The organism is Mesorhizobium sp. M1342 (assembly GCF_040317955.1).
Classification (GTDB): Bacteria; Pseudomonadota; Alphaproteobacteria; order Rhizobiales; family Rhizobiaceae; genus Mesorhizobium.
Window position 1 is genome coordinate 1 of sequence record NZ_JAMYLI010000051.1, and the last position, 21,873, is coordinate 21,873.

A 21,873-nucleotide genomic window follows, 5' to 3' on the forward strand; every position below is an offset into this window, starting at 1 on the left:
GGGGCGGGCTGACTCCCGCTTGCCTCGGCAACGGCTAACCACTTTTGGGGTAATGTTCTGACGTGCGGCGCTTTTCCGCTGATTCCCGCGACGCACTTCAGGTCTTGATTCGATGCATGTCGTTCTCCCAAAACCGGGGCCACTTTTGGGCGACATGCATTAGTCCCGCCGGAAGATCAGCCTTCCAAGCCAGCCAGTCAGCATGGCCAGCGATATCGCGAAGACGCCATAGAGGAACGAATAATTGTGCGCGACACGGAAGATCGACTGTTCGAAACCGGATTTGCGGATTTCGAGCTGGGCCGAGCTTTCCTTGATGAACAGGCCGCTCTTGAACAGGAACGCGCGGGCTTTATGGGTTCCAACTGGCACATTCGGTGCCAGCCTGACGGTGGCGCGGAAAAGGTTCTGCGACAAAAATTGCACGCCGCCGACATTCTCGCTGTAGAGGCCGGTCGCCGACTTGCGCTCCCGCAGTGCCGCCGTGAACTCCTCGATCGTCGCCGGGCTGTCGCCGGCATCGGCGGGCTGCATATAGAGGTTGGAGGCGCCGAGCGACAGCTGCTTGTAGCTGTTGGGTTCGGTGATGTCCTGCAGCGGCCGCGTCGTCGCCACCGAATAGGAGACGGGCACGTTTTCGAAGGTCTCGGAGTCCAGATTGACCCAGACGCCGAGCACCCTGTCCTTGCGGCGCACCACCACCGGCTTGGGCGGACCTTCGAGCACGACGATGACGTCGTAACGGCCTTGGCGCGCGACGAGTGGATCCGGGTTTTCCAGCGAACCGAAGATGGTCAGGTCGGCCCCGGAAAAGCCGGCGGTGATCGAGACGTTGTCGGTGGAGAGCCCGATCTGGATGCCTTCGGTCAGCGGGACCTGTGCCTTCGCCGGCACGGCGGCCGCAAGCAGCGACAGGACAATGGCGGTTGCGAATGTGTTGCGAGCCCTCATCAGTTGAGGCCCGCGGCAGACAGCGAATAGAGGTTGGGCGGGGTGACGAACAGATCGATCGCCAATCGTATCGCCACCGCCAGCACGAGCAGCGCCAGCAACGCCCTGAGCTGCTCGCCGCGCAGCCTCTGGCCGGCCTTGGCGCCGTACTGCGCACCGGCGACGCCGCCCGCCATCAGCAGGAAGGCCAGCACGACATCGACCGTCTGGTTGGTGGTGGCGTGGACCAGCGTCGTATAGGCGGAGGTGAAGATGATCTGGAACAGCGAGGTGCCGATGACGACGTTGGTCGGCACTTTCAGCAGATAGATCAGTGCCGGCACCATGATGAAGCCGCCGCCGACGCCCATGATCGACGACAGGAAGCCGATACCGGCGCCAAGGCCAAGTACGGGGATGACGCTGACGAACAGTTTTGACGCCCTGAACCGCATCTTCAGCGGCAAGCGGTGGATCCAGTTGTGCTGGCCGGATTTCTTCAGCACCGGCGCCGCACCGCTGCGCGTGGCGCGTAGCGCATTGACGCTTTCGACCAACATCAGCCCGCCGACGGTGCCGAGCAGCACGACGTAGAGCAGCGAGATGAACAGGTCGAGCTGGCCGAGGCGGCGCAGGAAGGCGAAGACGTAGATGCCGCCGGTGGAGCCGACAATGCCGCCGGCCAGCAACACCCCGCCGAGCTTGAAATCGAGCGTACCGCGCTTCATGTGCGAAAGGACGCCGGAGACGGAGGAGGCGATGACCTGGTTGGCGCCGGTGGCGACCGCGATCGCCGGGGGTATGTTGTAGAAGATCAAGAGCGGCGTGATGAGGAAGCCGCCGCCGACGCCGAACATGCCCGACAGGAAACCCACCGCCGCGCCCATGGCCAGCAGGACGAAGATATTGACGGAAATTTCCGCGATCGGGAGATAGATGCCCACCCGTCAGTCTCGATCAGTTCTGCCGTCGGCGAATGCAACCGTTGCGGGCATCTTGGACCGACAAGCCAATTCGTTCTTGCGCCGGAGGTGCTGCGAAGTCAAACCGCGCTACGCCGCCGAAACAAAAAACATCTCAATCAGTTAACAGGCGAATGTGTGGCAGAGGCGTCGTGGAAACGACGCCTCCGCCGTTATTTGCGCGCCAGCAGCGCCTTGACCAGTTTTTCATCGACTTCGCCGGTCGCCGGCATCTTGTTGTCGGTCTGGAAAGCCATGATCGCGGTCTTCGTCTTCTGGCCCATCTTGCCGTCGGCGCCGCCGGCGTCGTAGCCGTTCTTGTTGAGAATGCGCTGGATGTTCTGGACGGCCTTCTTCATGTCGATGCTGGCTGTCGTCTGCGGTGTGCCGTCCTGCCAGGATTCAGGAATGTCGGCCGAATTGGCCGCCGCATCCAACGGCTTGGCCTTCCACAGCTCAGTCGCGGCGCGGGCGCGTTCGAGCTGCTCGGGCCGCAGCGCATTGGCGATCTCGTCACGCTTGGCCGCCGCATCCTTGTCGCCGGTCTTGGCGACAAGCGCGAACCATTTGTAGGATTCCTCGAGGTTCTGTTTCATGCCGACGCCCTTAGCGGCGAGGATGCCGAGGTTGAACTGGCTGTCCTTGACGCCGACATCGGCCGCCGCCTGGAACCAGTGCGCGGCCGATTCATTGTCGGTCACGCCGTCTGCCGCCATGGCGAACAGGACGGCTAGATTGTGCATGCCGCTGGCGTTGCCCTGTGCTGCGGCAAGCTGGTACCAGGTCTTCGCCTTCTTGATGTCGCGCGCGACGCCGACGCCCTTTTCGTAGAAATTTCCGATGCGGTATTCGGCCGGCGCGAAGCCGAGTTCCGCCGATTTCTCGTACCACTTGGCCGCTGCCGCCATGTCTTCCTTGACGCCGCGCGACTCGGCATAGCGCGAGCCGATTTCGAACAGCGCCTTGGCGTCGCCGCCGGCGGCGGCATCACGCAAGGCGGGCGGGCCGGCGTCAGCGGGAATGTCGAACTTTGCCGTCGTCGCCGGCGAAGCGTCCACCGGCGGAACCGCGCCCGTGGTGTCCTTGGCGATGGTCGGCTCTGCCGCCATAGGCTGGATGCCGGTGTCGGTATCGGCAGCTTCCGGGGCGACCGGAACGGTCGAGGGCGGCGCAGCCGGGGCTGTTGTCTCGGACACCGCTGGGTTCGCATCGGCCGATGTGGCCAAGGCGACGGGCGCCGGAACCGGCTCGGCGGTCGGCGCGGCACCCATCGACGGCTCGGCGCCTGACGGCGTGGCAATCATGCTTTGCGCGGCCATGTCGTCCTTGGTTGCCGGTGCGGACGGCTCGGCCTGTCTGACGGCATGGTCCGGCGCGCTTTCCACTGCCGCGGGCTGCGCGTCCGTCTTTGGCTGGCTCGCGGCATCGAGCGAGGCGGTCTGCACCGGCTGCGAGGCGACGATCGGCGCGACATCGTTGCTCGCCACCTGGGCCGGATCAGCGAAGAAGGCCTTGCCCAGTTGCAGAGCGCCCAGCGCCAGCAGGATCGCGGTTGTCCCCATCAGGATTGGCTTGCGCCGTGCCTTGAGCAGGTCGCCGATCCGCAGCGCCTTCACCGGTCCGGTCACCGTCGACTGGCGCTTCAGCGCATCGGCCTCGGCGGCCGCGGCCGGGGCCGGGCGCCGGGCCGCGGCGATGAAATCCGATTTGGCGGCATCGGTGTCGCTGGGCTTGGCCGGCTGGCCGCGCTCGTCACGCACGCGCTTCATGATGGCATTGAGGTCAGGTGCGCCGGAGCCGGGCTCCAGCGGCCGGTTGGCCATTTTCGGATCGAGCGGCTCGTCGAGATCGACGCTCGGGATCGGGGCACTCGGCGCCGAGCCGGCCAGTGGCGGCATGTCCGCCTCCTTCTTGCCCTTGAAGGCGCGAGCCAGGCCACCGAACAACGACTTGCGGCCGCCTGCCTGTTCGCCTTTCTCGGCGATCGTGTCCGAACCGAGCGCGGCCATGGCAGCCGCCGCCGCAGCCTCGGCAGGCGTGCGCGTGCCGATACCAATACCCAGGTCGCCACGCGTACCCAGGTCGCCACGCGTACCCAGGTCGCCACGCGCACTCGGCTCGTTGCGCAGGATGGCGGCGGCACGGCCATCGAGATCGGCCATGTCCCCGGTCAATGGCAGGGGCTGATCGATATCCATCGACGGCGCGTCGACAGCCATTTTGGGCCGCCGGGCGCCGCGCCAGTTGCTCGGCTCGGCCGGTGCCGCATCCAGCAATTCGCTCATCGCCTCGACCGGCTCGCCGGGTTCGAGCGAACCTAGCCGGTCGACGATCTTGAGCAACGTGTCGTGGATGGCCTCGAACGTTCTCGAATTGCGCTCGTCGGAGCGCCGCGTCAGCGTTTCAAGTGTCTTCAAATCCTGGGCGAGGCCGGAAACCGCGGTCGTATTGGCGCTCGAACCGGCCAGCGATTGCACTGCGTTCTCGGCCGCTTCGCGCGCCGCGCCAAGGATGGAATCGCGGGTTCCTGCGAGCGACTTTTCAATTTCGTTGAGACGCGGGCTGATGTCCTCGAATTCCGGCAGCGGGGTGCTGGGCTTGGAAAGATGAGCGGACAGGCCGGCAACCTGTGCTTCCAGGCTGCGGATCAGCGCCGGATCGATGCCGGCGACCTGTGCGGCCGACGCGTCCAGCCGGCTTGAAATGTCTTCGAGCCGGCTCTCCAGGCCGCGGATCGCGGCTTCGCCCGCGGGATCGGGCACACGCGTTTCCATACGCTTGGCGAGCGCCGTAAAGCGGGCATCGATGGCTTCCATGATGCCGGCGCTGTCGACCTGCGGCATGCGCTGGTCGAGCCTGTCGGCAACCTCGTCCAGTCTGCGCTCGAGATCGCGGAACAGCATGTTGCCCTGTTCGATGGCGTCGCCCTGGCGGCGTTCCATCATGCTCGACAGCACGTCGAAGCGCTGCTCCAGCCCATGGAAGATGTAGTCGGCGTCAGGCATGGCGGGCGCCTGGTCGATCTTGTCGGCGATGAGTGCGATCTGCTTGGCCAGGCGCTCCATCGCCTGCTCGGGCAGATTGGCGCGACCGCCGAGCTCGTCGACCCGACCGGACAGCGTGCTCAGCCGGTCCATGACCGCGTTGCCTGGACGATCCTGCGCCACTTCCTCGATCTGGCTGGCAAGCGAGTCGATCCGCCTCTCGATGCGCTCGAAAGCCTCGTGGTCGAATGAATTGGCTTGCGCCGCGACCGTGGATGCGACGATGGCGCGGGAGATCTCGTCCAGCCGCTCGTCGATCATGCCAAGTGTGTCGCTGCCGCGATTGTCCTGCTGGCTGGCGAAATGGTCGACAGCGCCGGCAAGCGTGCGCACCTTCTCCTCCAGCGAGCGCAGCGACAACGATTCCGGCAAATTGTTGACGGCATTGCTGATTTGCTCCAGCCGGGCCGTCAGAGCAGACAGGCCCGGGTCGTCCGAGCGCTTGCGCTGGTCGGCGTCGACGCGGTCTTCGAACGCCGTCCAGCGGCGATCGAAATCGTCCCAGCGGCGGTCGACCTTCTGCACGCTCTCTTCGCGTGCCAGCGTGTCGAGTGCGGCTTTGACCTGTTCGAGTTCGAGCCGCAGCATGTTGACGCTTCTGTCGTCGCTCTTCTCGGCCAGGGTCTGGATGGCGCCCGAAAGCCGCTCGAACTCAAGGCCGAGTTCAGCACTGCCCTTGGCCAAAGCACCGGGCCTTGCGCCTGACTGGAAAGCCCGCTCGATGTCCTTGCGCAGCGCTTCGAATTCCCGCTGCAGACCTGCGGTCATCTGGTGGCGCAGTTCCTCGCGCATGCCGCGCAATTCGCCGGCGATCTTGCCGACCATGGCAACGCCATCCTCCTGGCCGCGCACGCGATCGATATCGCGGGCAATGGCCTGGTAATTCTGCTCGAAAGCGGCGGCTCCCTGCAGCGGGCTCTTCGGACGCGGCGCGGGCTGCGGGTCCTCATACCAGCGCTGCTGGCCAGAGGGCCGGGCGGCGGGATAGCGCGCGTCGGCAGCATATTGGCGGGGATCGGTTTGGCGCAGATCTGGTTGGCGGGGATCGGGACGTGCCATCGGATCCTCGCGCGTCCGCTCCAGCCGCTGCTCCAGCGTCTCCAGCGACTGGTTCAACTGCTCGAGCGTGGTCTGCGGCCTGCGCTGCCTGCCGGCATTGAGTGTATCGAGATAGGACCGCTTGCTGTTCATCGGTGCGTCCGTCTTTCAGAATGGCTGGCTCGCGGCCAGTTCCCCCAGGTCCCTATCGGAACGAAGGCGACCGGCGGCGATGCCGCGGCGGAAGACGAGCTTCCCGGGCTCTCGCCCGCGCTCCGAAAAACCGTGAAAAATTCGATACAGGATAAACACGGGTAGCCGACGCGCCCACATTTCCCCCAACGTGGTAAACAACGCGTTAACCAAACTTAAGAAATTGAAAGGATGTCGGCTGCTGGCCTGACGGTGCGGCATAAAGGGCGGCGCGCAGAACGCCCTTGCGTCATCATGCGGCAATCGGTATAGAATTGACGTAAACGTAAAAGGCGCATTGAGCGCATGTTTGCGATTTGTTTGTTGAAACCACGACTGGAAGCAGGCCCCCGCTTCCAGTCAGGCGACGCACGGTCCGGGACCGCGACGCCACCAGACGGGGAAGCCAGTGACCATGAAGCTTATCTCGGCCGGCGAGACCGCGGCCAATACCAATATGTCTGCCGAAGCCGGCGAGGACCTCGTCCGCATCGGCGAGATGGCGAAGAAATATGGAGTGACGCTGCGCACGCTGCGTTTCTACGAAGACAAAGGCCTGCTCAACCCGCAGCGCGACGGTTCGACCCGTCTCTACACGCGCCGCGACAAGGCCCGCCTCAAGCTGATCCTGCTTGGCCGCAAGGTCGGGTTCTCGTTGCGCGACGTCAAGCAGATGATGGATCTCTACGATCCGACCGGTTCAAACACCAAGCAGCTCAAGCTTGCGCTGGACAAGTCGGAAAAGCAGCTTGCCCGCCTGCAGAAGCAAAAGGCGCTGATCGACGACGCCATCAACGAGCTGAGCGGCTCGATGTCGGCGGTGCGACAGATGCTGAGCGAGCGTTCGGCACCGCAGGCGAGCGCCGCCAGCTAAGTCCTCCGCCAATTGTCTGACGATCAAAGCCGCGTGGCCTGCCACGCGGCTTTTCGTTGTCCTGGCCCACTCTTATGGCCTTTCGGCGCTGGCTTGCGCAACGTCGCGCCGCTACGCTCATTGCTCCAGTGGGCGGGGAATCTTGTCGCATCGAAAAAATTGACGTTTACGCACACGTCAATTTTTGCTATCCGCTCCCAATATGGGTCCGCATGCCGCCCTGGCCTGTCTTGGGGGTATTCGGACCGGGTTTGCAGGGTGGAGAAAAGCATGCCGACATACAGGGCTCCGGTCCAGGATACGCTGTTCGTGCTCAACGAGGTTCTGGGTTATCAGCGTTATTCGAACCTTCCCGGATTTGCCGATGCCACGCCCGATGTGCTCGAGGCGATCCTCGCCGAAGGCGCCAAGCTCGCCGAAAACGTCATGCATCCGCTGAACCGTGTCGGCGACATGGAAGGCTGTGTGCGTCACGACGATGGCTCGGTGACCACGCCGAAAGGCTTCAAGGAGGCCTTCGACCAGTATCGTGAGGGCGGCTGGATGGGATTGGCCGCACCCGTCGAGTTCGGCGGCCAGGGCCTGCCCTATGCCGTGCACACCGCTGTCGCCGAATATATGGTCTCGGCCAATATGTCCTTGATGATGTATCCGGGCCTGACGCAGGGTGCGATCGCCGCGATCATCACCCACGGCACCGACGAGCAGAAGGCGACATGGTTGCCGAGGATGATCGAGGGTGCCTGGACCGGCACCATGAACCTGACAGAGCCGCATTGTGGCACGGATCTCGGCCTGTTGCGGACAAAGGCGGTGCCGAACGGCGATGGCACCTATAAAATTTCAGGCCAGAAGATCTTCATCTCGGCCGGCGAACACGACATGTCGGACAACATCGTCCATCTGGTTCTGGCCCGCATCGAGGGCGCGCCGGAAGGCGTCAAGGGCATCTCGCTGTTCATCGTGCCGAAGCTCAAGCTCGACCCGTCGGGCAATCCGGGCACCAGGAACACCGTCTCCTGCGGCTCGATCGAGGAGAAGATGGGCATCCATGGCAATTCGACCTGCGTCATGAACTATGACGAGGCTGAGGGCGCGCTGCTCGGCGAGGCCAATGGCGGCCTGAAGGCGATGTTCACGATGATGAACGAGGCGCGCCTCGGCGTCGGCCTGCAGGGGCTTTCGCTGTCGGAGATCGCCTACCAGAACGCCGTGTCCTACGCCAAGGACCGTTTGCAGGGCCGCTCATTGTCGGGGCCGAAGGCGCCGGACAAGAAGGCCGACCCGATCATCGTCCATCCCGACATCCGCCGCAGCCTGATGACCATGAAAGCCTTCAACGAGGCCGGCCGCGCGCTGGCGCTGTGGACGGCGATCAAGTCCGATGTCGCTCACCGCTCGGGTGACGACAAGGACCGCCAGGCCGCCGACGACTACACCGGCCTGATGACACCGGTGGTCAAGGGCGTGCTCACGGACAAAGGGTTCGACCACGCCGTCATGGCGCAGCAGGTGTTCGGCGGTCACGGCTACATAGAAGAGCATGGCATGAGCCAGTTCGTGCGCGATGCCCGCATCGCCATGATCTATGAAGGCGCCAACGGCATCCAGGCGCTCGACCTCGTCGGCCGCAAGCTCGGCCTGAATGGCGGCCGCGCCGTGCAGGCCTTCTTCAAGGAGGTCGGTGAGTTCTGCGAGGAGAACCGCTCCGACGAGAAAATGGCGCCATTCACCAAGGCGCTGAAGAAAGGTCTTAACGATTTGCAGGCGGCGACCATGTGGCTGGTGCAGAACGGCATGGCCAAGCCCGACAATGCCGGTGCGGCCTCGACCGACTACATGCATCTCTTCGGCCTGGTTGCTCTGGGCTATATGTGGGCGCAGATGGCCAAGGTGGCACTTGGCAAGACGGGCGCCAATGGCGCGCAATCCTCTTATGAAAACAACGTGGCTTTCTACGACAACAAGGTCGTGACGGGGCGCTTCTTCATGGAGCGGATCATGCCGGAGACGTCGGCGCATCTCGCCCGCATTTCGAGCGGCGCCGACACATTGATGGCACTGCCGGCGGAAGCGTTCTAAAGATGACCTGCGTCCCCCTCCCTCTCGAGGGGAGGGTGGCCCGAAGGGCCGGGAGGGGTCGTTGCGGCAGTGCGCCGACTTCAGCTTCGATGATGCATCTCGGGAGGAGTATCATACCAGCATGACCAACCCAGCTGAAATCCTTGGCCTTCCGAAGCCCGCCTGGGCGGCGGACGAGGTCGGCATGCTCTACGACATGGCGCATCGCTTCATGTCGGAGGAGATCGCGCCGCGCTACGACGAGTTCGAGAAGAACGAGATGGTCGATCGCGAAAGCTGGCTGAAGGCAGGTTCCGCCGGCCTGCTCTGCGCCTCGATGCCGGAGGAATATGGCGGCTCCGGCGGCACATTCGCGCATGAGAGCGCTATCATCGAGGCCATCGGCCATGTCGGTGTCGACGGGTTCGGCATCGGCCTGCACAATTCGATCGTCGCCCCTTATATCCTCCACTACGGCTCCGAGGAGCAGAAAAAGAAATGGCTGCCGAAACTGGCGACCGGCGAGCTGATCGGCGCCATCGCCATGACCGAGCCCGGCGCCGGCTCCGACCTGCAGGGCGTCAAGACGCGGGCGCAGAAGGATGGCAACCAGTACAAGATCAACGGTTCCAAGACCTTCATCACCAATGGGCAGCTTGCGAACTTCATCATCGTCGTCACCAAGACCGATCCGGAGAAGGGCGCCAAGGGCACCTCGCTGATCGTCGTCGAGACCGATGAGGTCGAAGGTTTTCAGCGCGGCCGTAACCTCGACAAGATCGGGCTCAAGGCCAACGACACGTCGGAGCTGTTCTTCAACGACATGCGCGTGCCGACCTCCAACCTGCTCGGCCACGAGGAAGGGCAGGGCTTCGTACAGTTGATGCAGCAACTGCCGCAGGAGCGACTGCAGATCGGCACCGGTGCCATCGCCATGATCGAGCGGGCGCTGGCGCTGACTATTCGTTACGTCAAGGAGCGCAAGGCGTTCGGCAAGGCGATCATCGATTTCCAGAACACCCAGTTCAAGCTGGCCGAACTCAAGACCGAGGCCACCATCGGCCGCGTCTTCTACAATGATTGCGTCACCCGCCACATCGCCGGCGGCCTCGATCCTGTGACCGCGTCGATGGCCAAGTACTGGCTCAGCGACCTGCAGGGAAAAGTCGTCGACGAATGCCTTCAACTGCATGGCGGCTATGGCTACATGAATGAATATCCGATCGCCCGCATGTTCCGCGACGCTCGCGTCCAGCGCATCTACGGCGGCACCAATGAGATCATGAAATTGCTGATCGGCCGCTCTCTCTGAGGGCAACGACCGGCAAACCCGAGGAGCAAGCAAATGGCTGAAGCTTATGTCTATGACGCTGTGCGCACACCGCGCGGCAAGGGCAAGAAGGACGGATCGCTGCACGAGGTGCCGGCGGTGCGGCTTGCCGCCAAGACGCTCGAGGCGCTGCGCGACCGCAATGGGCTCGACACCGGCAATGTCGATGACATCATCTTCGGCTGCGTCGATCCGGTCGGCGAAGCCGGCTCGGTCATTCCGCGCGCCGCCGCCTTCGAGGCCGGCTACGACACCAAGGCGCCCGGCATGCAGATCTCACGCTTCTGCGCTTCCGGGCTCGACGCCATCAATTTCGGCGCCGCCAAGATCGCGCAGGGCGCCGATGAGATCGTCATTGCCGGCGGCGTCGAATCGATGTCGCGTGTCGGCATGGGCGCCTCGGGCGGCGCCTGGTTCATGGATCCTTCGGTCGGCCTGCCCGGCTGGTTCGTGCCGCAAGGCATCTCGGCCGACCTGATCGCCACCAAATACGGCTTCAGCAGAGACGACGTCGACGCCTATGCGGTCGAGAGCCAGAAGCGCGCCGCCAAATCCTGGGCCGATGGCCGCTTCAAGAATTCCGTCGTCCCGATCAAGGACCAGAACGGCCTGACCATCCTCGACCATGACGAACACATGCGCCCGTCCACCGACATGCAGTCGCTGGCCTCGCTCAACCCGTCCTTCGTCTTGCCAGGCGAAATGGGCGGCTTCGATGCCGTCGCCGTGCAGAAGCATCCCGAGGTGGAAGAGGTCAATCACGTCCATCATGCCGGCAATTCCTCCGGCATCGTCGATGGCGCCGCCGCCGTGCTGCTCGGTTCGAAGAAGGCGGGCAAGGCGATGGGGCTGAAGCCGCGCGCCCGCATCCGCACCTTCGCCAACATCGGCTCCGAGCCGGTGCTGATGCTGACCGGCCCGGTCGACGTCACCGAGAAGCTGTTGAAGCGCGCCAAGATGAAGCTCTCGGACATCGACCTGTTCGAGCTCAACGAAGCCTTCGCTTCGGTGGTGCTGCGCTACATGCAGGCGTTCGACATCGATCACGACAAGATCAACGTCAATGGCGGTGCTATCGCTATGGGTCATCCGCTCGGCGCCACCGGCGCGATGATCTTCGGCACGGTGCTGGATGAACTCGAGCGCCGCGATCTCAACACCGCTCTGGTGACGCTGTGCATCGGCGCTGGCATGGGAACCGCAACCATCATCGAACGCGTCTGACGGGGAGAGAAACGATGAGCTACACCAATTTCACCCTCGACATCGACGCCGACGGCATTGCGCTGGTCACCTGGGACATGCCTGGCCGCTCGATGAACGTTTTCACCGAAGAGGCGATGCGGGAATTGAACGCCATTGTCGACAAGGTGGCTGGTGATGCCGCCATCAAGGGCGCCGTGATCACTTCCGGCAAGGATACCTTCTCCGGCGGTGCAGACATCACCCTGCTGCAGAAGATGCTGACGACCTTCGCTGCGGAAAAGGGCAAGGACGCCGAAAAGGCGACCAAGGCGCTGTTCGACAATGCCGGCATGATGACCGGCCTGTTCCGCAAGCTGGAAACTTGCGGAAAGCCGTGGGTGTCGGCGATCAACGGCACCTGCATGGGCGGCGCCTTCGAATTGTCGCTCGCCTGCCACGGCCGTGTCGCCGCCGACAGCGACAAGGTAAAAATGGCGCTTCCCGAGGTGAAGATCGGCATCTTCCCCGGCGCCGGCGGCACCCAGCGCGTACCGCGGCTGACCGATCAGCAGCAGGCGCTGCAGATGCTGACCTCCGGCCAGACACTGTCGCCGCAGAAAGCCAAGTCTATGGGCCTGATCCATGAGATCGCCGAGCCGGTCAGACTGGTCGAGACCGCCAAGGCGATGATCAGGAATGGCCTGAAGCCGGTGGCGCCATGGGACGAGAAAGGTTTCAAGCTGCCCGGCGGCCCGATCTACTCGGTGGCGGGCGCCAATCTGTGGCCACCGGCCATCGCCATCCTGCGTCGCGAGACCTACGGCAATTATCCGGCCGCCGCCGCGATCCTCAAATGCGTCTATGAAGGCCTGCTGGTGCCGTTCGACACCGCCTTGCGCATCGAGCAGCGCTATTTCACCGAGATCATGCAGACCAGGGAAGCGGCGGCGATGATCCGCTCGCTGTTCGTGTCGCTGCAGGAACTGAACAAGGGCGCCCGCCGCCCGGCCGGCGTGCCGGAAACCAAATTCAAGAAGATCGGCATTCTCGGGGCCGGCTTCATGGGCGCGGGCATCGCCTATGTCACCGCCAAGGCCGGCATCCCGGTGGTGCTGCTCGACCGTGATCTGGAGTCGGCGACCAAGGGCAAGGCGCATTCCGACGGCCTGATCTCGGATCAAGTTAAGAAGGGCCGCGCCAAGCCGGAGGACAAGGACAAACTGCTGTCGCTGATCACGCCGACGGCGGACTATGCCGACCTTGCCGGCTGCGATCTGGTGGTCGAGGCCGTTTTCGAGGATTCGAGCGTGAAGAAGAGCGCCACCGAACAGGCGGAAGCCGTGCTGAAGCCATCGGCGATCTTCGCGTCGAACACCTCGACCATTCCGATCACCGGCCTGGCGAAGAATTCTGCGCGGCCGAAGAATTTCATCGGCATCCATTTCTTCTCGCCGGTCGACAAGATGATGCTGGTCGAGATTATTTTGGGCAAGAAGACCGGCGACAAGGCGCTGGCCACCGCGATCGACTTCGTTCGCGCCATCAAGAAGACGCCGATCGTCGTCAACGACACGCGCGGCTTCTACGTCAATCGCTGCGTGCTGCGCTACATGTCGGAAGCCTACAAGATGCTGATCGAGGGCGTTCCCGCGCCGATGATCGAGAACGCGGCGAAGGCGGCCGGCATGCCGGTCGGCCCCCTGGCGCTGACCGACGAGACGGCCATCGACCTTGCCCAGAAGATCATGAAGCAGACCATCAGGGATTTGGGCGACAAGGCGGTCGATCCCAAGCAGATGGCGCTGATCAACACCATGGTCGACGATCACGGCCGCTTCGGCCGCAAGAACGGCAAGGGTTTTTACGATTACCCGGCGAAGCCCGCCAAGAAGAAGCTGTGGCCGGGCCTTAAGGATCTCTATCCGCAGCTTGCACCCGAGAAGGTCGATTATGGGGAACTGCAGCAGCGGCTGCTGGTCACCATCGCGCTGGAAGCGGCGCGGGTGATGGAAGAAGGCATCGTCACCGACCCGCGCGAGGCCGATGTCGGCTCGATCCTCGCTTTCGGCTTCGCTCCCTACACCGGCGGTGCGCTGTCCTACATCGACGGCATCGGCGCCAAGGCATTCGTCAAGATCGCCAAGGGCTTGCAGAAGAAATACGGCGCCGAGTTCAAGGCGCCCAAGCTGCTGCTCGACATGGCCGAGAAGGGCGAGAGCTTCTACCAGCGTTTCGATCCCTATGCGAAAGGCGACGTGAAGCAGGCAGCCTGACGCATGAGCAAAATCAAGCGTCTTGCAGCGACCTTTGCGCGTCCAAGAGGACACGGGGCGCTGTAATGTATGTCTGGGCGCGCATGGTGCGCATGATGGCCACGGCACGCAGCCGTGGCCCCTACGTGATGGGCGGCGAAGGCCGGCTGGCTTTCCGCTGCCTGCCGACCGACATCGATTTCAACATCCATCTCAACAATGCGCGATACATGATGCTGGCCGATCTCGGCCGCATCGACCTGTTTGTTCGTGCAGGCCTCATCACGCTGGCAAGGAAGAATGGCTGGGCGCCGATGATGGGCGGACTGCAGGCGGTCTATGCACGCGAGATCAGGCTTTGGCGCCGCTTCGAAGTGGTGTCCTCGATCGAGACCTGGGAAGGCACCCAGGTTGTCGGCAAGCACCGCTTCGTCCTCGACAATAGCGAGACGGCCGCGTTGATCCTGACGACAGCCGGCGTCTACGATCGCAAGGCTCGCAACTTTCTTGAGATTGACGAGGTGGTTTCGGCACTTGGTCGTGCCGTGAACCCTCGGCCACCGACGCAAACGGAGCGGATTTTCATGACATCGCACCAGGGTCTGCGCAGCTTGGCCAAGGGCGTCGATCGATCCCGGTAATCGGACTTTCCGCGATCGACGGGAACGTTTGCAACCACTCCACGACCGGTGGACAAAACGACATTCCAAGACTAGAAGGGAAAGGTATTTTTTCCTGCACCGAAGGAGAGCGAGCATGCTCTCGCACGACCGAGTCTGGGCTGCCATCGATGCTCTTGCCAAGCGCTATTCGCTTTCGGCCTCGGGTTTGGCCAAGCGTGCGGGGCTCGATTCCACTGCCTTCAACAAGTCGAAGCGTTTGTCGTCGGATGGCCGGCCGCGCTGGCCCTCGACCGAATCACTGGCCAAGATCATCGAGGCAACGGGCGCCTCACTCGACGAATTCACCGGTCTGATCGAAGGCCGGCCCGGAATAAGCAATGGTGCTTCGACCAGCCATGCCGCTTCGGTCGCCCGCAGAAGCTCCGTGCCGTTGCTCGGCTTTGCCCAAGCCGGCGCCGGCGGCTTCTTCGACGATGCCGGCTTTCCAGTCGGGCAGGGTTGGGATCTGGTCGAACTGCCGGCGCAATCGACCGAGAGCTCCTACGCGCTGCAGGTGCAGGGCGATTCCATGCTGCCGCTCTACCGCAATGGCGACGTCCTCATCGTCGAACCGGGCGCCGTCACCCGCAAGGGCGATCGCGTCGTTGTCAAGACCACATCAGGCGAGGTGATGGCCAAGGTGCTCGAGCGCCAGAGCGTCAAGTCGATTGCGCTGGTCTCGCTCAATCCCGATCATCCCGACCGCGACATTCCCATGCGCGATGTCGAGTGGGTGGCGCGGATTGTCTGGGCAAGCCAATAGGTCAAGCTGGTGCGGCTTCTCCATCATGCGCTGGCGGTTCTGATGCTCCCTGTGATGGCGGCCATGGTCGTCGCTGGCGGTCGCACGCTGAAAGGAAGCGACAGCGTCGTCACGGTGGACCAGCTTGATCCGGGCGCCGATACGATGGCGCAGCAGGCTGCCGGGACGGTGCCGCAGGAGCCGGCCACCTCAGCCATCGCAGCTCCACAGGCGCCGAAGCCGGGGCCGCATTCAAGGGCAATCGATCCCGAAATCGTCGCGCCGCCGGAACTGCCCGCCGACGGGCTTGAACGGGTCGAGCCGCGCGAGCCGTTGAGCAAGCTCGCGCTGGCTGTGCCACCCAAGCCGAAAATGCCTGACGATTGGAACGGCACAAAGCTGTTCCAGCCGGTCGCATCGGCCGCCGGCCTGATCGAGGCGAAGGGTTACTCGGTCGCGGTTTCCGGCATCGACATCGTCAGGCAGGACGAGACCTGCAGCGAGGACGGCAAGCCCTGGCCATGCGGCGTCCGGGCGCGGACGGCGTTCCGCGCCTTCCTGCGCGGCCGCGCGGTGGTCTGCACGGTGCCGCCGCAGGGTGGCCGCGACCTGATCGCAGCCGAGTGCCGGATCGGCAAGCAGGATGTCGGTCAGTGGCTGGTCGAAAATGGCTGGGCGCGCGCCGCCAAGGGTGGGCCCTATGTCGAGGCCGGCGACAAGGCACGCACGGCGAAGAAGGGCATTTTTGGGTCGGCGCCGAACCTTTCCGGCCTGCCGGCGATGCCGGCCGCACCGAGCCCGGCGCCTCAGGCGCCGAGTTCGATCCTGGAAGAGGCCGACGGCGTGCTCAAGCCAGCTGACCAGCCAGCGCCCGCTCAATGAGCGCACGTGTCTCGGCAACGCCATAGAGTGCTGCGAACGAGCCGAAGCGCGGGCCGCGCTCCTGGCCGATCAGCACCTGGTAGATCATCTGGAAGAAGGCGCCCGATACGCCGGGGCCGCCTTCCGGGCTCTGCTTGGAATGATCCTGATAGCGCTCGATCCTGCGTGCGACATTGAGCGAGGCGTTCTGGATCGCTTCGCCGCTGGCGTCCACCGGCAGCGCGCCAAGCGCTTCGTCGAGGGCTGCCAGCGCTTCGCGCTCGACCTCGTCGGCGGGCCGGAAGGTTTTCGTCGGCTTCACGAAATCGTCGAAATAGCGGATCGCATGGCCGACCAGCCGGTCGAGCTCGGGATGCGTCTTTGGCGTCACGCCTTGCGTATGACGTGAAATGAACCCCCACAGCACATCCTTGTTCTGCGCGTTGGAGGCGCTGACCAGATTGAGCAGCAGCGAGAACGGCACCGGCATGTCGATCGCGGGCGGGTTGCCGTCATGCATGTGCCAGACCGGATTGCCCAGCCGTTCCTTCCAGTCCTGCCGGGGATAGGCGGCGAGGAACGTATAGTATTCGTCCACGGCCCGCGGGATGACGTCGAAATACAGCTTCTTGGCCTGCCGCGGCCGCTGGTACATGTAGAGCCCGAGGCTTTCGGTCGGCGCATAGGTCAGCCACTCGTCGATGGTCAGCCCGTTGCCTTTCGACTTCGAAATCTTCTGGCCGTTCTCGTCGAGGAACAGTTCGTAGACGAAGTGCTCCGGCGCCCGCCCGCCCAGAATGTTGCAGATGCGGTCGTAGACCACTGCATTGGTCTGGTGATCCTTGCCGAACATCTCGAAATCGACGCCGAGCGCTGCCCAGCGCATGCCGAAATCCGGCTTCCACTGCAGCTTCACGCGGCCGCCGGCAATCGAAAGCGTCGTCTCGGTGCCCTCGTCGTCGAAGGTGATGGTGCCGGCCTTGGCGTCGACATGCTTCATCGGCACGTAGAGCACGCGGCCGCTCTTCGGCGAAATCGGCAGGAACGGGCTGTAGGTCGCCTGCCGCTCGGGGCCGAGCGTCGGCAGCATCACCGCCATAATCTGGTCATAGCGTTCGGCGGCGCGCAGCAGCATCGCGTCGAAGCGGCCAGACTTGTAATACTGCGTCGCGCTGGCGAACTCGTAGTCGAAGCCGAACGTATCCAGGAAGCGGCAAAGCATCGCGTTGTTGTGATCGGCGAAGCTCGCATAATCGCCGCCGAATGGATTGGGGACCGACGACAGCGGCTTGTGCAAATGCTGCTCGAGAGCGGCGCGATCCGGCACGCTGTCGGGTATCTTGCGCATGCCGTCCATATCGTCGGAAAAGCACAGCAGCTTGGTCGCAACCTTGTCCTGCGTCAGGACGCGGAAGGCATGGCGCACCATCGACGTGCGCGCCACCTCGCCGAATGTGCCGATATGCGGCAGGCCGGACGGTCCGTAGCCCGTCTCGAACAGGATCGTTTGCGGAAAGTCGGCGCCTTTGTAGCGCTCGATTATCTTTTTGGCTTCCTCGAACGGCCACGCCTTGCTCTCGGCTGCGGCCGCCAGCACCTCGGGATTGAGATCGATGATGTTTGATCCCGCCATGTCACAGTTTTCCAAATCATTTGCCGGCCCGCAGGCGGGCCGCAGCAAGGGGTTTTCAACCGGTCTCTAGGCGTGCAGCGCCGGAGCGTCAACGCGTGCGGCGCTTTTTCCTTGCGGTGCAGAACGGGCGTTCCTAACTTCGAGGCCCGGTTCAAGGAGAAAAAATTGCCGACACCTCATGAAGCCCTGATCTATCTGATGGTCATCACCTCGGCCTCCGACCGCGACATGACCGATGTCGAACTGGCGCGGATCGGCGAGGTTGTCCGCTCCTGGCCGGTGTTCGAGGACTTCAACCACGACAGGCTTGTCGGCGTCGCCCAGGACTGCCAGAAGCGCCTGCACGAAAAGCATGGGCTGGAGGGCGTGCTGGCTGAAGTCGCCGAGGTCTTGCCTGAGCGGCTGCGCGACACCGCCTATGCCGCCGCCTTCGAGGTTGCCGCCGTCGACCTCGAAATGCGCATGGAAGAGGTGCGGGTGCTGCAGCTGATCCGTCGGCAGCTCGATCTCGACACGCTGACGGTCGCTGCCATAGGCCGCGCGGCCAAAGCGCGGCTGCGCACGCTGACCTGAAAGCCCTTGGCCGGGCGTCGTTGAGATTCAGCTCAGGCCGGCAAAGCTGACCGGAACCGGATCAGAAAAAGCTCACCGGAAAATAGCGCAGATAAAATTCGGCGAACGTGCCTTTCATCGAAATTTCCTGCAGCGCGTAATCGATCGCGGCGGCCAGCGCCGGATTGTCCGCTTTGGTGGCGATGGCCATGCCAGTGCCCAGATATTCGGGCGCCAGATAGGGCCCGCCGGCAAAGCGGCAGCAGCCCGCCGCGTCCGAGCCGCCCAGCCAGAAAGCCAGGCGCATGCCGTCGCCGAAGGCGGCGTCGACCTTGCCGGCCTTGAGATCGGCATAGAGGTCTTCCGGCCTGTCGAAAGGGATGACCTGAACCGTGCTGAAATAGTCGCGCAGCATGCGCTCATGCGCCGAGCCTGAAATCACGCCGACACGCTTGCCGTGCAATTTGTCAAAGACGGGCTCGGTCAGTGCCTTGCTCTTCGGCATGATGAAGCGCGCTGGAAACTGTAGATAGGAGCGCGAGAAGGCGTAGGTCGTGCGCGATTCCGGTGTTGCGGCGATGCCGGCGATGATCGCCTCGCCTTCGTCTTTCCGCAGTGCGCCTTCCAGCTCGGCCCAAGGCAGGGCCTGGATCTGGCATTTTTCGACGATGCCAAGCTCGGCGCAGATGGCGCGTGCCAGATCGATATGGAAGCCGGACAGCTTTCCCGCACCGTCGAGGAAGTTGAAGGGCGGGAAGTCCGTGGTGGTCAGGAATCTCAGCCGGGGCAGCGTCGAAAGGTCTGGTTTGGGCAGCCGCTCCTTGGCATCCCACAGCATCGGAACCTGAGGCGCCGCGGCGCGCGCGCCGTCGGCGAACGACAGCAATCCGATCAGCATCGCAAAGGCGAAGGATCTCCACCGGAACGCCAAGATAAAACTCCGCCACAGTCGTGCTCGCACCGGTTTTGGTACGAAAATGGTACAGGCACAATGGTTTTTGATTTCAACCCGCCGATTTCAGGATATGATTCAACCGGTTTGCAAATCAGCTCCGGCCGCCTCGGTGAGGGAAGCCACAAAATAAGTATGCGATTTGCAATCCGTGGTCGGTGGCGAAGTGTAAATCAGGCACGCATCATTGGCCGCAATGCACGAGGCAACATGGGGTTGATGTTGCGATGGGTCAGTTCGATCGCACGCTGGAATACATAGACCAACTGCAGCACGCCGCAACGGCGGCGGCGGTCTGTGAAAGGCTGCTGGGCATAACATCGGATTTCGGTCTCACCGCACTGATGGCTGGAACCGTACCGCAGCCAGGCACGCCGGCCGGCCAGCAAAAGCAGCATGTGCTTCTCTGCGATTGGCCGGGAGAGTGGCTGGAGCGCTATGTCGCGCGCAACTATGTCGATCATGACCCCGTCGTCAGCCATATGAAACAGTTGCAGGCGCCCTTCCAGTGGCACGAGGCGTCGCAGGGCATCCGCATCGACAAGAGCAGCGGCGAAGTGATGGGCGATGCCGGCGCCTTCAAACTGCGTGATGGATTGGCCTTTCCGTTGATCACGCTCGACGGCCAGATCGTCATGGTGTCGCTCGGCGGCGAGGCCGTGGAATTGTCCGTCGCCGAATTCGGCCAGGTGTCGCTGGTCTCGACCTACGCGGTCGGCCGCGCCATGCAACTCCACACCATGGCGAACAGCACCATCGATCATATCGTGCTGACGCCGCGCGAGCGCGAATGCCTGCAATGGGCCGCCGTCGGCAAGTCCGAATGGGAGATTTCGCAAATCCTCGGCATTTCCGAACACACCTCGGAGAAACATCTTCTTAACGCCAAAAGCAAACTAGGTGCCGTCAACAGGGTGCAGGCCGTCGCGGAAGCGATACGGCGCGGCTACATTAGTTAGGTCGGCCGTGCCGACCTGGAATTTTTGCCTACGCGATCACGCAATTTTCTCATCAAAGCACGGCCGTATCTTCCTCTGAACGCAGGAGACGGCGGAATGCTTTTTTCCCTTACAACCCAGGAATTGATGGAACGTCCCGACCTTTGGGAGGCCGTCCATCGGTTGCGCTACAAGATATTCGTCGAAGAGATGGGGTGGGATGACCTCAGGCGCCCCGACGGGCTCGAACTCGACCAGTTCGATCACGACGAGGCGGTCCATCAGATCGTCATCAGGGGCGGTGAAGTGGCGGGTTATCAGAGGATGTTGCCGACGACGCGGCCACATCTGCTGACCGAGGTCTTGGCCGATCTTTCCGAAGGAACGCCGCCATCGGGTCCAAACATCTGGGAATTGACCCGCTACGCGGTAGCTCCCGGTTTTCGTGACGGCCGTCGCGGCGTTTCGACCGTCGGCACCGAACTGATTGCCGGTTTCGTCGAGTGGGGGCTGAAGCGCGGCGTCGACAAGGTGATCATCGAGTTCGAGCCGATGTGGGTGCTGCGCGCCTTGCAACTGCATTTCCTGGCGACCCCGCTGGGCTATCAGCGCACCTATGGCAACCAGCAGGTCGTCGCCACTTTGCTCACCTTCAACGAACACACCCTCGATGTGGTGCGGTCGCGCCGCAATCATTTTGCTCCCGTGCTGGCCAGGGGATATCCTGACATGCTCGGGCAAAGGCGTGCGTCATGAGATCGGAGACAGCCATGAGCACACATCCGCAACCTGAACTTCGCAACCACACGCTGGTCGTCACCGTGTCGTCGAGTGACGGCCGGCCGGTGCTGGACAGGAGGGCCTATGAAAGCCTGGCAAGGACCTTCCATGAAGCCGCCGATAATGAGGAGGTTCGCGTCGTCGTGCTGCGCGGCCTGGCAGGCTGTTTCTGCCTGGGCGGCGACTTCTCCGAATTCCTCGACGCCACCAAGCACCAGAAACTGATTGCCGCCGTCACCGACCTGTTCCGCACGCTGGCGACGTTTCCCAAGCCCATCCTTGCCTGCGTCGATGGCGATGCCGTCGGTGTCGGCTGCACCATCCTGTTCCATTGCGACATGGTGATCGCGTCCGATGAGAGCACGTTCAGGGTGCCGTTCGTCGATTTCGGCCTGGTGCCGGATGCGGCGACCAGCATCCTGGCGCCGCAGAAGCTCGGCTATGCCGGTGCCTTCCGCTTCTTCTGCCTCGGCGACACGCTTCGCGCCGAAGATGCCAGGTCGCTCGGCCTTGTCGCGGAGATCGTGCCGGGAGGCACCGTCGAGGAGGCGGCTCTCGGCCGGGCAAGACAACTCGTCAAGAAGCCGGTCGCCGCCTTGCTGCAGACGCGCGGCCTGCTGAAGGGGAACACCGAGGCCCTCTGCGACCGCATCGATCAGGAGATTTCGCTTTTCCAGCAGGCGCTGCAGGACGACACCACGCTGCGGCGATTGCAGCGCATCGCCCGGCTCGCGGCCTGAGCGAAAGCATCAAGGAACGCGGCCCGCGGGGCACAGCGCGCCGGGGGGGGAGCGGGAGAACGGGGTGGCGGGGGTATTGGGGCGGGGGCGGCGGGTGTGGTGTGTGTGGTGGGGGGGGTTTTTGGGGGGGCGGCCCGCGAAGGGG

17 protein-coding genes are annotated in these 21,873 nt (G+C 63.4%); 12 read left to right on the plus strand and 5 right to left on the minus strand.

Features of this window, described 5'->3' with window-relative positions; translation table 11 throughout:
* Positions 1-159 precede the first annotated feature (159 nt).
* From NKH06_RS31200 to NKH06_RS31210, 3 genes are all read right to left on the minus strand, one after another.
* Positions 160-951, minus strand: a complete 792-nt coding sequence (locus NKH06_RS31200) for a TIGR02186 family protein (protein WP_027161734.1) — start codon at positions 949-951, stop codon at positions 160-162.
* Entirely contained in the window at positions 951-1,874 is a 924-nt protein-coding gene (locus NKH06_RS31205; RefSeq protein ID WP_023811359.1) for a sulfite exporter TauE/SafE family protein, read from the minus strand. Before NKH06_RS31205 ends, NKH06_RS31200 begins: the two co-directional genes overlap by 1 nt.
* 191 nt (positions 1,875-2,065) lie before the next feature.
* Positions 2,066-6,127 (minus strand): peptidoglycan-binding protein, encoded by a 4,062-nt coding sequence (locus NKH06_RS31210; protein ID WP_352895041.1) that lies wholly within the window; start codon positions 6,125-6,127, stop codon positions 2,066-2,068.
* A 454-nt stretch (positions 6,128-6,581) separates the two neighbouring features.
* On the opposite strand from NKH06_RS31210, the gene NKH06_RS31215 reads away from it, so the two are divergent.
* The 8 genes from NKH06_RS31215 (at position 6,582) to NKH06_RS31250 (ending at position 16,154) form a co-directional block, all read left to right on the plus strand.
* Complete coding sequence (locus NKH06_RS31215) at positions 6,582-7,040, plus strand: MerR family transcriptional regulator (RefSeq protein WP_128304373.1); 459 nt, start codon at positions 6,582-6,584, stop codon at positions 7,038-7,040.
* 270 nt (positions 7,041-7,310) lie between these two features.
* On the plus strand, positions 7,311-9,122 hold the full coding sequence (locus tag NKH06_RS31220) for an acyl-CoA dehydrogenase (RefSeq protein ID WP_352439632.1): 1,812 nt from the start codon (positions 7,311-7,313) through the stop codon (positions 9,120-9,122).
* Between the two features lie 121 nt (positions 9,123-9,243).
* Positions 9,244-10,413, plus strand: coding sequence for an acyl-CoA dehydrogenase family protein (locus NKH06_RS31225; RefSeq protein ID WP_023811355.1), 1,170 nt, complete (start codon positions 9,244-9,246; stop codon positions 10,411-10,413).
* Positions 10,414-10,446: 33 nt separating this feature from the next.
* Complete coding sequence (locus tag NKH06_RS31230; protein ID WP_352439631.1) at positions 10,447-11,655, plus strand: acetyl-CoA C-acetyltransferase; 1,209 nt, start codon at positions 10,447-10,449, stop codon at positions 11,653-11,655.
* 14 nt (positions 11,656-11,669) lie between these two features.
* Positions 11,670-13,889 (plus strand): 3-hydroxyacyl-CoA dehydrogenase NAD-binding domain-containing protein, encoded by a 2,220-nt coding sequence (locus NKH06_RS31235; RefSeq protein WP_352773363.1) that lies wholly within the window; start codon positions 11,670-11,672, stop codon positions 13,887-13,889.
* 65 nt (positions 13,890-13,954) lie between these two features.
* On the plus strand, positions 13,955-14,509 hold the full coding sequence (locus NKH06_RS31240; protein ID WP_352610729.1) for a thioesterase family protein: 555 nt from the start codon (positions 13,955-13,957) through the stop codon (positions 14,507-14,509).
* 115 nt (positions 14,510-14,624) lie between these two features.
* Entirely contained in the window at positions 14,625-15,293 is a 669-nt protein-coding gene (locus NKH06_RS31245) for a S24 family peptidase (protein ID WP_352773360.1), read from the plus strand.
* A 9-nt stretch (positions 15,294-15,302) separates the two neighbouring features.
* Entirely contained in the window at positions 15,303-16,154 is an 852-nt protein-coding gene (locus NKH06_RS31250; protein WP_352895044.1) for a thermonuclease family protein, read from the plus strand.
* Here NKH06_RS31250 and NKH06_RS31255 read toward each other — a convergent pair.
* On the minus strand, positions 16,120-17,766 hold the full coding sequence (locus NKH06_RS31255) for a lysine--tRNA ligase (protein WP_352895045.1): 1,647 nt from the start codon (positions 17,764-17,766) through the stop codon (positions 16,120-16,122). The genes NKH06_RS31250 and NKH06_RS31255 overlap by 35 nt on opposite strands.
* A gap of 165 nt (positions 17,767-17,931) precedes the next feature.
* On the opposite strand from NKH06_RS31255, the gene NKH06_RS31260 reads away from it, so the two are divergent.
* A complete protein-coding gene (locus NKH06_RS31260; RefSeq protein WP_281040482.1) occupies positions 17,932-18,339 on the plus strand; it encodes a tellurite resistance TerB family protein in 408 nt (135 codons plus the stop codon).
* Positions 18,340-18,400: 61 nt separating this feature from the next.
* On the opposite strand, the gene NKH06_RS31265 is transcribed toward NKH06_RS31260, so the two are convergent.
* A complete protein-coding gene (locus NKH06_RS31265) occupies positions 18,401-19,249 on the minus strand; it encodes an ABC transporter substrate-binding protein (RefSeq protein WP_352631078.1) in 849 nt (282 codons plus the stop codon).
* 248 nt (positions 19,250-19,497) lie between these two features.
* Between NKH06_RS31265 and NKH06_RS31270 the strand changes: the two genes are divergently transcribed.
* The 3 genes from NKH06_RS31270 (at position 19,498) to NKH06_RS31280 (ending at position 21,728) form a co-directional block, all read left to right on the plus strand.
* Positions 19,498-20,229, plus strand: a complete 732-nt coding sequence (locus NKH06_RS31270; protein WP_023811347.1) for a helix-turn-helix transcriptional regulator — start codon at positions 19,498-19,500, stop codon at positions 20,227-20,229.
* A gap of 96 nt (positions 20,230-20,325) precedes the next feature.
* The gene (locus NKH06_RS31275) at positions 20,326-20,964 is read left to right on the plus strand and encodes an acyl-homoserine-lactone synthase (RefSeq protein WP_352631080.1); all 639 of its coding nucleotides are present in this window, start codon (positions 20,326-20,328) and stop codon (positions 20,962-20,964) included.
* Positions 20,965-20,978: 14 nt separating this feature from the next.
* Positions 20,979-21,728 carry an enoyl-CoA hydratase-related protein gene (locus tag NKH06_RS31280; RefSeq protein ID WP_352895048.1) on the plus strand — a complete coding sequence of 250 codons (750 nt, stop codon included), beginning with the start codon at positions 20,979-20,981 and terminating at the stop codon, positions 21,726-21,728.
* Positions 21,729-21,873: the final 145 nt, after the last annotated feature.